Source organism: Caballeronia sp. LZ032, assembly GCF_031451315.1.
Taxonomy (GTDB): Bacteria; Pseudomonadota; Gammaproteobacteria; order Burkholderiales; family Burkholderiaceae; genus Caballeronia.
The window spans coordinates 2721935-2734594 of the sequence record NZ_JARUXP010000001.1 but is presented as its reverse complement, the minus strand read 5'-3'; the positions used below and the strand labels follow the sequence as shown (position 1 = coordinate 2734594).

Genomic DNA, 12660 nt, shown 5'->3' with positions numbered 1-12660 from the left:
CGGTTACAGACGGTATTTGACCATATGAGGCCAGACCGCTCCGGATTCAAAGGCTGCAAAGCGTCAGATGAAAGGGCACGTCGACGTCCACTGCGCGCGGCTTGAGGTCGCCGTCCTGCACCGTGAAGCGCACCCACAGCATGTACTTGTTCGCGCTCGCTTCGGGAATGACGCGCGTATCGGGCGAGACGCGCACCTGCATCAGCTGATAAGTGCGCCCGGACAACATCTGCTGATAGCTGCCCTGCATCGCCATCACTTTCGACGCCTGACCGGATTCACGGGCGAGGCGCAGCACGATGGCGGCCGCGTCGCGCAGTGCGAGCATCGGCATGACCCATTTGGCGATGTCCTGGCGACGTTCCTCCACGGGCAACTGCTGCCACGCGTAGTACGACGGAAGATCGAACTTGCAGGTGCCGCCGGGAATGATCGTACGGCTGCGAATGCTCGCGAGCCATTCGTTGTCGGCGAGGTGCTGGCCCGTCTTGCCGTGCATGTCGGTGAGGCCGGCGAGCGTCTGCTCGATTTCACCGAGCACCGCTTCCAGCGCTTCCTGTTCGATGCCCGGATTGCCGCGGAACGGTGCGAGCGTTTGCCGCTGCCGCTCGAGTTCCTTCATGAGGTCGGCTTTCAGATCCGTACGGCCCGCCACTTCGGCGATTTCGAAGAGCGTCGTGAGCGCGACGTGATGTTCGCGCGCGTCTTCCTGAGTCAGAAAGAACGTGAAGCGCTCGAACAGGTCTTCGAGCCGCAACAGCGTCCGGATGCGCTCGTTGAAGGGGTACTCGTAAAGGATCAAGCGCGCTCGCCTCGGCGTGGGTCGGTTGCTTCCATGAGCGGAAGTGAGCACATTCTAATGCCGCATCCTCACCCTAGCAAATCAGGGCAAAATCGGGCCTCTCGTTGCGTCTTTCGAAGCAAAAGCGGGAACTTTCGAGACGTTCGGGCAACTCAGGCGCTGCCGTTCGCGAGTGTCAGATAGCGCGCGTGAAGCGTGTTCACCTGTTCGGCGAGGTGATCGAGCGTGGCGGAATCGTCGTTGAGGACGATGTCGTCGGCGGCGGCGAGCCGGGTCTCGCGTGCTGCCTGCTTCGCCATGATCGCGAGCACCTGTTCGCGCGCAAAGCCGTTGCGGCGCATGACGCGCGCGATCTGCGTTTCGACCGGACAGTCGACCACGAGGACGCGCGACACGCGCTCCGACCACGAGCCGGATTCCACCAGCAGAGGCACGACCACGATGTGATACGGACCCGCTGCACTATGACGTTGCCGTTCTGTCTCGGCGCGGATGAGCGGATGCGCGATGGCTTCGAGGCGTGCTTTCGCGGTGTCGTCGGAAAAGACGAGCGTGCGCATTTTCGCGCGGTCCAGCGAGCCGTCCGCCGCCACGAAGTCCTGGCCGAACTCCGCGGCGATCAGCGGCATGGCGACGCCGCCCGGCGCCGTGATCTGGTGTGCGATGAGATCGGTGTCAATCAGCGGTACGCCGCGTGCGGCGAACAGATCCGCGACCGTGCTCTTGCCGCTGCCGATTCCTCCGGTAAGTCCGATGCTGAACATGCGCGCAGGTTCTCCTAAGATGCCGATGCGTTCATCCGAACATGGCGTACAGCGGGGTGCCGACGAACAGCGTGATTGCTCCGCCGGCCGCAAGAAACGGTCCGAACGGCAGGGGCTCTTCGAAGCGCATGCGCTTGCGCATCGTCGCGACGATGCCGAATGCCGCGCCCGCGATGGCCGCGATCAGGACCACCTGCGCGAGCGGCGCCCAGCCAAGCCAGGCGCCGATGGCGGCGAACAGCTTGAAGTCGCCGTAGCCCATGCCTTCCACGCCGCGCGCGAGCTTGAAGAGCCAGTACACGGACCACAGGAACAGATAGCCGGCGATCGCGCCGCTCACCGCGTTCTGCAAGCTGGTGAAGCCTGTGTCGCCCAGATTGACGATGAGGCCCGCCCACAGCAGCGGCAGCGTCAATACGTCGGGGAGATAGCGCGTGTCGTAGTCGATGAGGGCCGCGACGAGCAGCGTCGCGCACAGTCCGAAGGCGGCGAGCGCGTCCCATCCCGGACCGTACGCGTACAGCGCGAGCCCGGCGAGCGCGCCGGTTGCCAGTTCCGTCAGCGGATACCGCGGGCTCACGCGCGCGCCGCATGCCGAGCAGCGTCCGCGTTGTGCGAGATAGCTCACCACGGGAATGTTCTCCCAGGCGCGCAACACATGCCCGCAGTGCGGACACGCGCTGCGCGGCACGGCGAGGTTGTAACGCGCGGGGTAGGAGTCGGTTTCGGCGGGGTTCGACGTGTTCGGACCATCCGCGGCGGCGGCGACTTCCGCCCGCCAGGCGCGCTCCAGCATGACCGGGAGGCGATGCACGACCACCGTCAGAAAGCTGCCGATCACGAGACCGAACACGATGGCGAACCCGTACTGCGCGGCGACGGGCAGCATCGCGAAGGCTTCCGCGTAGCGGCTGGCGATATGCGCGGCGGACGGATCGAACGAGGGTTGCATGATGAACGATGGATGGCTTTGGCCCGCGATGCTACACCACGTTGCCGAGCTGAATGATGGGAAGATACATCGCTATGACGAGACCGCCCACGAGCGCGCCCAGCACGGCAATGACGATGGGTTCGCACAGGCTGGCAAAGCCGCCGATGCGCTCGTCGACCTGACGATCGGCCAAGGCGGCGAGGTCGAGCAGCATGGCGTCGAGCGAACCGGATTCCTCTGCGACGGCGATAGGCTGCACCACGTCCGGCGGGAAGCAACCTGGCGCGCGCATGGCGACCGCGAGCCGCTCGCCGTTGCGCAGGCGCGCGGCGATCTCGACAGTCGCGCGGTCGAAGACGCGGTTGCCGGTGGCGTGGGTGAGCGAATCGAAGGCATCGGACAGCGGCGTGCCGGCGGACAGCAAGGTGCCGAGCGCACGGCTCCAGCGCGCCACGGCCAGCGCGCGCAACAGCGAGCCGATCAGCGGCAGGCGCAAGCTCAGTCGATCCGCCGCTTCGCGCGCATCCGGCGAGCGCTTCAGCCAGCGCCACGCGGCCAGCGCGAGGCAGCCCGACGCAGCGAAGAACGGCACACCGAAGCGAGCGACGCCGTCGGAGAGCGCAAGCACGAAGCGCGTGGGCGCGGGCAGCGCGGCGCCGAAGCCGTCGAAGATCGTCTTGAAGGTGGGCACGACGCCGATCAGCAGTCCCGCCGTGATCGCCAGCGACAGCAGCAGCACCATCACCGGATAGGCCAGCGCGGCACGCAGCCGGGCGCGTTGCGACGCGGCGCGCTCGCGATCGTCGGCGAGACGCGCGAGTACCGCGGGCAGTGCGCCGGCCACTTCGCCCACCGAGACCAGCTGGCAGTAGAGCGTGCCGAACGCGTCCGGATGATGCGCGAGCGCGGCCGAAAACGGCAGGCCGCGCGTGATGCCACGGGATAGCGCGCGCACGATGCGCGGCAGTCCGCTGCGCGTCGTGCTGTTTCCGATCAGATCGAGGGCGCCGGCGAGCGGCAGTCCCGCGCGCAGCAGGCTGGCCAGCTGGCGCGTGAAAAGGGTGATCTCGGCGGCGGTGGCTTTCGGCGGCGGCGCGACGCCCGTCATATCGAGCACGGTGACGATGACGCCGTTGCGCCGCAGCGCCGCGCGGGCCGACGGCGCATCGACGGCGATGATCCGCCCGCGCTGTTCGCGGCCGTCCGCATCCAGCCCGCGCCAGGCGTAGCGCAGCTCCGATCCTTCCTGCATGGCGGCGCGCATCATTCGAGCTCCGTTGCTTCGGCGGCCTCGGCAACGCTCGTCACGCCTTCGCGCACGCGGGCGAAGGCCGCCTCCCGCAGCGCCGGCATGCCCTGCGCCTGAGCGGCGCGCGCGACGGCATGGGTGGCGGCACGCGCGACGATCAGTTCGCGCAGTTGATCCGACACGGGCATCAGTTGATGCACACCGATCCGCCCGCGATAGCCGATGCCATGGCACGCCGGGCACCCGCGCGGCTCGAAGGGATGGAAGCCGCCGTCCAGCGCCAGCGCCGAGGCTGCGCGGCACGCCGTGCAAAGCTTGCGCACCAGCCGCTGCGCCGTGACGAGCCGCAGCGCCGACGCGAGGTTATAAGGCGCGATGCCGATGTCGATGAGCCGCGCGATAGCGGCGGGCGCGTCGTTGGTGTGCAGCGTGGAGAGCACGAGATGGCCGGTCTGCGCGGCCTTCACGGCGACATCGGCGGTTTCGGCGTCGCGGATTTCGCCCACCATGATGACGTCCGGATCCTGCCGCATGAACGCCCGCAGCGCGACAGCGAAGGTCAGCCCGGCCTTTTCGCGCACGCTCACCTGATTGATGCCGGCGAGCTGGATCTCGACCGGATCCTCCACCGAACATACGTTGCGCGCCTCGGCGTTCAGCAGTTGCAGGAAGCAATAGAGCGACAGCGTCTTGCCGCTGCCGGTGGGCCCCGTCACGAGCACGAGCCCGTGCGGCGCGCGGATCGCTCCTTCGACGACGCGGCTCTGCGCTTCGTCGAGCCCGAGCGCGCCGAGCGACAGATCGGGCGGCAGCGCGTCGAGCCTCCGGAGCACCAGCTTTTCCCCGAACAGCGTAGGCAGCGAATTCACGCGATAGTCGCCGACCTGCCCGCCCGCCAGATGCAGACGCAGCCGGCCGTCCTGCGGCACGCGCCGCTCGGCGATGTCCATGCGCGCCAGCACCTTGATGCGCGTAACGAAGGCGTCGCGCAGATGCGGCGGCGGACGCCTCAGCACGTGCAGCACGCCGTCGACGCGCACACGGATGCGCCAGTCATGCTCGGCAGGTTCGACGTGAATGTCGGACGCCCCGCGCGCAGCCGCTTCGCGCAGCGTTTCGGCAAGCAGCGAGACGGCAGGCGCCTCGTTGTCCGGGGCGGAGTCGGCGATGCGCGGAGGGCGCGTGAATGCTTCGTGCGAAGGGTGGGTCATGGCGTGGAGTCGTCGCAGTCGGAATGAATCGATCATCCCGCTTGCGCGCCGCCACGCCCAGTCGGCCGAACGGCTAGCGCGCGCTGCGCCGGGCCGGCGGTGTCGGCTGGAAAATCTTCACCGTGCGGATGGCTTGATCGTCGCTGCGCATCACTTCGAACGTCACGCCCGCGATGCGCACCGAGACGTCGCCGTCCGGAATGTCCTCGAGCGTTTCGAGGATCAGGCCGTTGAGCGTCTTCGGGCCGTCGGTTGGCAGGGTCAGGTGCAGCCAGCGGTTCAGTTCGCGCAACGGCATGCTGCCCGCCACGATGCATTCGCCTTTGGCATCCCAGCCGCCGCGTGAGCCGGCGCCGCGTGGAATGGTCGTGGTGAATTCGCCGATCAGTTCCTCGATGATGTCCTCGGGCGTCACGAGTCCCTGCAGTTCGCCGTACTCGTCGACCACGATGGCAATCCGCTGGCCGCTTTCCTGGAAATACTGCAATTGCTGGAAGACGGGCGTTCCTGTCGGGACGAAATAGGGCTCGGCAAGCAGTTCGCGCAGCGTCTCGCGCTCCAGCTCCTGGTTATGCAGCGCCGAAAGCGTCTTGCGCACGTGCAGGATGCCCATCACGCGGTCGATGTCGCCCTGATACACCAGCAGCTTGTTGTGATAGCAGGTTTCGAGCTGATGCAGGATCTGTTCGAACGGCGCATCGAAATCCAGCGCCTCGATGCGACGGCGCGGAATCATCACGTCATCGACGGAAATGTTCTCGAGATCGAACAGGTTCAGCAGGATGCTGCGGTGCTTGGTCGGCATGAAGCTGCCGGTTTCGAGCACGATGGTGCGCAATTCCTCCGGCGAGATGCGCTGGTCGCGCTTGTTTTTCGTGTTGATGTGCAGCGCCGCGAGGATCGCGTTGGCGAACAGGTTCACGAACCAGATGAGCGGCCGCGCGATGCGCATCAGCGGCGCGAGAATCAGGCTCGCGGGCAGCGCAACCTTCTCGGGATAAGTCGCGCCGACGATCTTCGGCGCAATTTCCGCGAACACGATGATGAGGAACGCGATGACGCCGGTCGTGATCGACAGCACCATGTTGTTGTGGCCGAAGGTGCGCAGCGCGATCGACGTGGTCAACACCGGGATGATCGTGTTGATCAGGTTGTTGCCGATCAGGATCACGGACAGCAACTGGTCAGTCTTGGCGAGGAGGCCTTGGGTAGTGCGGGCCCGCAGCGAACCCTGGCTCGCGAGATACTTCAGCCGATGACGGTTGAGCGCCATCATCGATGTTTCGGAAATGGAGAAAAAACCGGACAGGAAGAGCAGCAGAAAGATGGCGCAAATTTGCGCCCATAAGGGGAGGCTGTCCACGCGATTGGTCGGTAGGGGCGGAGATGGAAGGAAATATAGCAGACGGGGTTTCCGACCTTGCCGCCAGCCCTTCTGGCTGATACAGGAGAAGCAAGCTGAAACACGGTCGCCGGAAACAAAAAACCCGCATGGCGGACCATGCGGGTTTCGGAAATTCTGGTCGGGGTGAGAGGATTCGAACCTCCGGCCTCTACGTCCCGAACGTAGCGCTCTACCAGGCTAAGCTACACCCCGAATTTTTACTGCTGACTGACTACTGCGGACCTACTCGACTCAGACTCTTGCACCGCTTTAGTCTTTTTCAAGACTGCCGCGATGTCGAGTAAGAACATAATTCTAGCAGGCTCTCTCTGTAGATGGAAGGGGGGAACGAAGAAATCGCGTTCGCCGCCGCTTCTGCTTCCTTGCGCGCGCACTCCAGCGTGTGATCGAGCGCGCCGGACGTGGTGATGGCATGGAAGATCGTGTCGAAGCGGTCCGTGCCGCCTTGTTCGATTGCCTCGCGCGCGAGCGCCGCCTGTTCCGGCGTGCCGTGCTCCATCAGGTAGATGAGCGGCAGCGTGGGCTTGCCTTCGCGCAGGTCGTCGCCGGCGTTCTTGCCCATCGACTCGGGCGTGCCGGTGTAGTCCAGCCAGTCGTCCATGATCTGGAACGCCGTGCCGATGCGCCGGCCGAATTCCGCCGCCGCCGCTTCGGTGCGCGCATCCGCGCCCGACAGCACCGCGCCGAGCTGCGCCGCCGCTTCGAACAGCTTTGCCGTCTTGTAGCGGATCACCTGCATGTAGCGCGCTTCGTCGACGTCCGGATCGTGCATGTTGAGCAACTGCAGCACTTCGCCTTCGGAAATGATGTTTGTCGCCACCGACAGGATTTCCATCACGCGCATCTTGCCGACGCTCACCATCATTTCGAACGAGCGCGAGTACAGGAAATCGCCCACCAGCACGCTCGCCGCGTTGCCGAACAGCGCATTGGCCGTCTGGCGGCCGCGCCGCAGGTCGGATTCGTCGACCACGTCGTCGTGCAGGAGCGTTGCCGTGTGGATGAACTCGACCACGGCGGCGAGTTCATGGCGATGTCCGGTGGTTTCCCCCAGCGCGCCCGAAACCAGCAGCAAGAGCGCCGGACGCAGCCGCTTGCCGCCCGCGCCGATGATGTACTCCGAAATCTGGTTGATGAGCATCACTTCTGATGCCAGGCGCTGCCGGATGACGCGATTGACCTGCTGCATGTCCTCGGCAATCGGGGCGAGCAGCGCGGCGGCGTTGGGGGAGGAAGTGGCGGTGGACGACATGATGGGCGGTTAAGGTAATCCGGCGGATTATAAGGCGAATCGGCCGGACGACGGGGGCACGCCGTCACGCATCCGCGGGTATGAGGGAATTTCGGACGCCGTTCGACGGCATTTGACCGGGGTTCGCATGGGGTCCGGCTCAGCGCGGCGACAGGCAAAGCGCTTTGACCTCGGGCGTAACCCCATGTATAATCGCGTGTTTTCCGCGCGTGGTGCGTGGAAAGTCTTCGTGATCTCCAGGAAGCTACAGGAAATCCGGAGAAACAAGTTTGAATTCAGAGTGAGGTTCTCAATGTACGCGGTCATAAAAACCGGCGGCAAGCAGTATAAGGTTGCTATCGGCGAAAAATTGAAAGTAGAACAGATACCGGCAGACATTGACGCTGAAATCACGCTCGACCAGGTTCTCGCAGTAGGCGAAGGTGAATCGATTCAGTTCGGTACGCCGCTGGTCAGTGGGGCTTCCGTCAAGGCTACCGTCGTGTCCCAAGGTCGTCACAAGAAAGTGACCATCTTCAAGATGCGTCGCCGGAAGCACTACCAAAAGCACGCTGGCCATCGCCAGAACTACACCGAACTGCGCATCGACGCGATCAACGCGTAAGCGCACCGGTTAAGGAGCTAAGCAAATGGCACACAAAAAAGCAGGCGGGTCTTCCCGCAACGGCCGCGACTCCGAGTCGAAGCGTCTCGGCGTGAAGGTGTACGGCGGCCAGGCAATCAACGCAGGCGGCATCATCGTTCGCCAGCGCGGCACGCGCATGCACCCGGGTGAAAATGTCGGCATCGGCAAGGATCACACCCTGTTCGCACTGGCCGACGGTCACGTGAAGTTCGTGACCAAGGGCGCTGCCCGCAAGCATACGGTCGTCGTCGTCCCGGCAGCGTAAATTTTACGCACGGGCTTCAGGACCGAAAAAAGGATCAAGGCCGCAAGGTCGAAAATCCAGGGCCCCGCGAAGTTCGCGGGGCCTTTTTCATTTGATGCGCAGCAATTGCGCATCGGCAGGATTCATCAAGGCCAGTGACCGGCAGCGCCGGGTCGCGGCACAATAGCTCGAATTACACGGGACGGAGCAACGCATGAAGTTCATTGACGAAGCGAGGATCGAAGTCATCGCCGGCGACGGAGGAGATGGCAGCGCGTCGATGCGCCGCGAGAAGTTCGTTCCGTTCGGCGGGCCGGACGGCGGCGACGGCGGCCGCGGCGGCAGCGTCTACGCGGTCGCGGACCGCAACATCAACACGCTGATCGACTACCGGTTCGCGAAGAAACACCAGGCGCGCAACGGCGAGAACGGCCGCGGCGCCGACTGCTACGGCAAGGGCGGCGACGACATCACGCTGCGCATGCCGGTCGGCACCATCATCACGGATCAGGAAACCGGCGAGCTGATCGCCGACCTGACCGAACACAATCAGCAAGTGCTCGTCGGCCAGGGCGGCGCGGGCGGCCTCGGCAACCTGCATTTCAAGTCGAGCACGAACCGCGCGCCGCGGCAGAAGACCGAGGGCAAGCCGGGCGAGCGCCGCATGCTCAAGCTCGAACTGAAAGTGCTCGCCGACGTCGGCCTGCTCGGCATGCCGAACGCGGGCAAGTCCACGTTCATTTCGTCGGTGTCGAACGCGCGGCCGAAGATCGCCGACTATCCGTTCACGACGCTCGCGCCGAACCTCGGCGTGGTGCGCGTCGGGCCGAGCAAGAGCTTCGTGATCGCCGACATTCCGGGCCTGATCGAAGGCGCGGCGGAAGGCGCGGGGCTCGGTCACCGCTTCCTGCGCCATCTGCAGCGCACCGGCGTGCTGCTGCATCTGGTCGACATGGCGCCGTTCGATGAAAACGTCGATCCGGTGGCCGAGGCCAAGGCAATCGTCAACGAACTGCGCAAGTACGACGAGCAGCTCTATGAAAAGCCGCGCTGGCTCGTGCTGAACAAGCTCGACATGGTGCCGGAAGACGAGCGCGAAGCGCGCGTGAAGGACTTCGTCGAGCGCTTCGAGTGGGACGGTCCGGTGTTCGAGATTTCGGCGCTGACGGGCCAGGGCTGCGAAGCGCTGACCTACGCGGTGTTCGACTACATCTCGCAGCACTCGGATGCGTCGCGCGCGGCGGAAGAGGAAGATCTCGCCGCCGACGTGCGTTTCCGCGACGACCAGGCCAGCAAAGAGTAACGACGAGCATCAAAGAACGAGCTTCAAGAACACGCCTTCCGAGGGAGAAAGCGCACGATGCGTTCAGTCATCGCCGCAGCGAAGCGAATCGTAGTGAAAGTCGGGTCTAGCCTCGTCACCAACGACGGGCGCGGGCTCGATCATGCGGCCATCGGCCGCTGGGCGGCGCAGATCGCGGCGCTGCGCGAACAGGGCAAGGAAGTCGTGCTCGTGAGTTCGGGCGCGATCGCGGAAGGCATTCACCGGCTCGGCTGGAGCAAGCGGCCGCGCGAGATCGACGAATTGCAGGCGGCGGCGGCCGTCGGACAGATGGGGCTGGCGCAGGTGTACGAGAGCAGCTTCGGCGCGCACGGCATCCGCACCGCGCAGATCCTGCTGACACACGCCGACCTGGCCGACCGCGAACGCTATCTCAACGCCCGTTCGACGCTGCTCACGCTGCTGCGGCTGGGCGCGGTGCCGATCATCAACGAGAACGACACCGTCATCACCGACGAAATCAAGTTCGGCGACAACGACACGCTCGGCGCGCTGGTGGCCAATCTGATCGAAGGCGACGCGCTCGTGATTCTCACGGATCAACGCGGCCTGTTCACGGCGGATCCGCGCAAGGATGCCAGCGCGACGCTCGTCGAGCAGGCCGATGCCGGCACGCCCGAGCTCGAGCAAATGGCCGGCGGCGCCGGTTCGAGCCTCGGCCGCGGCGGCATGCTGACCAAGATCCTGGCGGCGAAGCGCGCGGCGCACAGTGGCGCGAACACGGTGATCGCGAGCGGCCGCGAGGCCGACGTGCTGACGCGGCTTGCGTCGGGCGAACTGATCGGCACGCAGCTTATCGCACGCACGGCGCGCATGGCGGCGCGCAAGCAGTGGATGGCGGATCACCTTCAGGTGCGCGGGCACGTCGTGATCGATGCGGGCGCCGTGGACAAGCTCACCGCCGACGGCAAGAGCCTGTTGCCGATCGGCGTGATCGACGTGAAGGGCGCGTTCGGCCGTGGCGAGGTGATTGCGTGCATCGACGATCAGGGCCGCGAAGTGGCGCGCGGCATCACGAACTACAGCAGTTCGGAAGCGCGGCTGATTCATCGGCGGCCGAGCGGCGAGATCGAGAGCGTGCTGGGTTACATGCTGGAGCCCGAGCTGATCCACCGCGACAACCTGGTGCTCGTCTGACGCCGGTTCATCAAGACCGCAGCCGTAAAAAAGCCCGCCAGACCGCAAGGTCCGCGGGCTTTTTGCATGCGTGGCGGCCGTGATCAGCGCGTGTTGATCGAACGCTGGGTGCGCTTGTACTGGATGTTCTCGACAATCTGCTTGGCCGTGCCGACCACCAGCTTGCTCGTGCAGAAGTAGTCTTGATAGAGCGCGGCCTGGTAGGCGTTCAGTTCGCCGTTCTCGATGCGTTTGAAGTCGAACGCGGCGCCCTGGTCCCAGCCGTTCTGATCGTCATTGATGCTGGCATAGCGGCGCCACTCATACGTGTCGCAACGGATGCCTTCATAGTTGACGTTGCGCGCCCCGGCCGGACTCGTGACGACGACCACATAGCGCACGACGCCATCATTGCCGACCGTCAGCGTGGATTTGTCGACGGCGAAGTTGAGCGGCGTGTTCTGCGACACGTTGAAGGGCAGCAGATTCGCTTCCTTCGGCAGCGGCGGCATCGTGTCGATCTTGTCTTCGGCCCAGGTGCTCTTGCGGTCGAGCAGATAGGTGAAGACGCCGTCATCCTGATTCGACGGCGTCTTGGAGCTTGAGCAGCCGGCGAGCACGGCGAGTGCGGCCGTGGATGCCGCGAGCAACGCGAGTGAAGCTGTGACTTTCAATTGGATTTCCCGGAAACATGCGCGCGGGCTTCGGGCACCCCGCCCGGCGCTAAAGGCGAAATGGAAACAACAGCCCGGCGAGTGTATCGCCGGGCTGCCGCTTCAAGTCATGCCGAGTGTCAAAGTGTGCGAAGAACCGAGAACCTGAAACAAGGGAACTCAGTCGCACGGTGAACGCTGCTGCACGATCACCGTCACTTCTTCGCTGACCGTGCATTCTGCCTGAACTGCCGCGCCGGAGGCAGTTACCGCAGGTGCTTCGATCGTTATCGTCTGGAGCACGCGCGGATAGCGCGCCCCATGATGCGCGGCTCGCTCGCCGCGTTCGCCGCGGGAGTTGGTGCGCCGCAGGAAGCGGGACAGCTCGTTGAGAGCCAGTTGATAAACGTCGCGCTTGAACTCGATGACCGCATCCAGCGGTACCCAATACTCGTTCCAGCGCCAGGCATCGAATTCCGGATGGTCCGTCGCACGCAGGCAGATGTCGCAATCGCGGCCCACCATGCGCAGCAGAAACCAGATCTGTTTCTGACCGCGATAATGTCCGCGCACCTCGCGCTTGATGAACTTGTCCGGCACCTCATAACGCAGCCAGTCACGGGTGCGACCCATGACCTTCACGTGTTCAGGAAGCAAACCGGTTTCTTCGTGTAACTCCCGATACATCGCTTGCACGGGGGTCTCGCCGTATTTGATACCCCCTTGCGGAAACTGCCAGGAATGTTCACGCAGTCGCTTACCCCAAAACACTTCGTTGCGCGCGTTCAAGAGGATGATGCCGACGTTCGGGCGAAAGCCTTCACGATCCAGCATACAACCACCTTCGAATCCTTTAAAATTGCTTTGATTATAAACAGTTAACGGGCCTGGCGCACCGGCAGGAACCCCAATCCGGGGCACGAATCCGGCGCCGCGTCTGCAACGCTGCGCCAGACGCTTTGCCAGACCACCCGGAAGGCGGCAAAATCTTCGCTTCAGACAGGCGAGTGGCCGGCGCAAGACACAGCTCCGCTCCATGCAACGCCGTCGACCGTTTCCGTTG

General features: G+C 64.5%; 13 protein-coding genes and 1 tRNA gene. 4 read left to right on the top strand and 10 right to left on the bottom strand.

Annotated features, from left to right (window positions below; translation table 11 throughout):
• Positions 1-46: 46 nt before the first annotated feature.
• The 8 genes from zapD to QCE69_RS12775 all read right to left on the bottom strand — a co-directional run bounded on the left by zapD (position 47) and on the right by QCE69_RS12775 (position 7617).
• The gene (gene zapD, locus QCE69_RS12810; protein ID WP_309809957.1) at positions 47-802 is read right to left on the bottom strand and encodes a cell division protein ZapD; all 756 of its coding nucleotides are present in this window, start codon (positions 800-802) and stop codon (positions 47-49) included.
• A 152-nt stretch (positions 803-954) separates the two neighbouring features.
• Positions 955-1566 carry a dephospho-CoA kinase gene (gene coaE / locus QCE69_RS12805; protein WP_309931059.1) on the bottom strand — a complete coding sequence of 204 codons (612 nt, stop codon included), beginning with the start codon at positions 1564-1566 and terminating at the stop codon, positions 955-957.
• A gap of 31 nt (positions 1567-1597) precedes the next feature.
• A complete protein-coding gene (locus QCE69_RS12800) occupies positions 1598-2518 on the bottom strand; it encodes an A24 family peptidase (RefSeq protein ID WP_309931057.1) in 921 nt (306 codons plus the stop codon).
• A 31-nt stretch (positions 2519-2549) separates the two neighbouring features.
• On the bottom strand, positions 2550-3767 hold the full coding sequence (locus QCE69_RS12795; protein ID WP_309918551.1) for a type II secretion system F family protein: 1218 nt from the start codon (positions 3765-3767) through the stop codon (positions 2550-2552).
• The gene (locus QCE69_RS12790; protein WP_309931056.1) at positions 3764-4960 is read right to left on the bottom strand and encodes a GspE/PulE family protein; all 1197 of its coding nucleotides are present in this window, start codon (positions 4958-4960) and stop codon (positions 3764-3766) included. The genes QCE69_RS12795 and QCE69_RS12790 overlap by 4 nt, the downstream gene beginning before the upstream one ends.
• A 73-nt stretch (positions 4961-5033) precedes the next feature.
• On the bottom strand, positions 5034-6323 hold the full coding sequence (locus QCE69_RS12785) for an HlyC/CorC family transporter (protein WP_309931054.1): 1290 nt from the start codon (positions 6321-6323) through the stop codon (positions 5034-5036).
• Positions 6324-6480: 157 nt separating this feature from the next.
• Positions 6481-6557 (bottom strand) — tRNA-Pro (locus QCE69_RS12780).
• Between the two features lie 67 nt (positions 6558-6624).
• On the bottom strand, positions 6625-7617 hold the full coding sequence (locus tag QCE69_RS12775; protein WP_309931053.1) for a polyprenyl synthetase family protein: 993 nt from the start codon (positions 7615-7617) through the stop codon (positions 6625-6627).
• 292 nt (positions 7618-7909) lie between these two features.
• On the opposite strand from QCE69_RS12775, the gene rplU reads away from it, so the two are divergent.
• The 4 genes from rplU (at position 7910) to proB (ending at position 10965) form a co-directional block, all read left to right on the top strand.
• Positions 7910-8221 (top strand): 50S ribosomal protein L21, encoded by a 312-nt coding sequence (gene rplU, locus QCE69_RS12770; protein WP_309931642.1) that lies wholly within the window; start codon positions 7910-7912, stop codon positions 8219-8221.
• A gap of 25 nt (positions 8222-8246) precedes the next feature.
• Entirely contained in the window at positions 8247-8507 is a 261-nt protein-coding gene (rpmA, locus tag QCE69_RS12765) for a 50S ribosomal protein L27 (RefSeq protein WP_014192314.1), read from the top strand.
• 193 nt (positions 8508-8700) lie between these two features.
• The gene (gene cgtA, locus QCE69_RS12760; protein ID WP_309918542.1) at positions 8701-9789 is read left to right on the top strand and encodes an Obg family GTPase CgtA; all 1089 of its coding nucleotides are present in this window, start codon (positions 8701-8703) and stop codon (positions 9787-9789) included.
• Positions 9790-9846: 57 nt separating this feature from the next.
• Positions 9847-10965, top strand: coding sequence for a glutamate 5-kinase (proB, locus tag QCE69_RS12755; protein ID WP_309931051.1), 1119 nt, complete (start codon positions 9847-9849; stop codon positions 10963-10965).
• An 83-nt stretch (positions 10966-11048) separates the two neighbouring features.
• Here the strand turns inward: proB and QCE69_RS12750 are convergent, their stop codons facing one another.
• Positions 11049-11618, bottom strand: a complete 570-nt coding sequence (locus QCE69_RS12750) for a CNP1-like family protein (protein WP_309918538.1) — start codon at positions 11616-11618, stop codon at positions 11049-11051.
• A gap of 159 nt (positions 11619-11777) precedes the next feature.
• Complete coding sequence (locus tag QCE69_RS12745) at positions 11778-12431, bottom strand: RNA pyrophosphohydrolase (protein ID WP_309809923.1); 654 nt, start codon at positions 12429-12431, stop codon at positions 11778-11780.
• Between the last annotated feature and the right edge of the window lie 229 nt (positions 12432-12660).

Bases quoted from the DNA above. Each gene is read 5' to 3' on its own strand.
- coaE (WP_309931059.1), bottom strand. From the start codon at position 1,566: ATGTTCAGCATCGGACTTACCGGAGGAATCGGCAGCGGCAAGAGCACG.
- QCE69_RS12790 (WP_309931056.1), bottom strand. From the start codon at position 4,960: ATGACCCACCCTTCGCACGAAGCATTCACGCGCCCTCCGCGCATCGCC.
- QCE69_RS12800 (WP_309931057.1), bottom strand. From the start codon at position 2,518: ATGCAACCCTCGTTCGATCCGTCCGCCGCGCATATCGCCAGCCGCTAC.
- QCE69_RS12795 (WP_309918551.1), bottom strand. From the start codon at position 3,767: ATGATGCGCGCCGCCATGCAGGAAGGATCGGAGCTGCGCTACGCCTGG.
- proB (WP_309931051.1), top strand. From the start codon at position 9,847: ATGCGTTCAGTCATCGCCGCAGCGAAGCGAATCGTAGTGAAAGTCGGG.
- rpmA (WP_014192314.1), top strand. From the start codon at position 8,247: ATGGCACACAAAAAAGCAGGCGGGTCTTCCCGCAACGGCCGCGACTCC.
- rplU (WP_309931642.1), top strand. From the start codon at position 7,910: ATGTACGCGGTCATAAAAACCGGCGGCAAGCAGTATAAGGTTGCTATC.
- QCE69_RS12745 (WP_309809923.1), bottom strand. From the start codon at position 12,431: ATGCTGGATCGTGAAGGCTTTCGCCCGAACGTCGGCATCATCCTCTTG.
- QCE69_RS12775 (WP_309931053.1), bottom strand. From the start codon at position 7,617: ATGTCGTCCACCGCCACTTCCTCCCCCAACGCCGCCGCGCTGCTCGCC.
- cgtA (WP_309918542.1), top strand. From the start codon at position 8,701: ATGAAGTTCATTGACGAAGCGAGGATCGAAGTCATCGCCGGCGACGGA.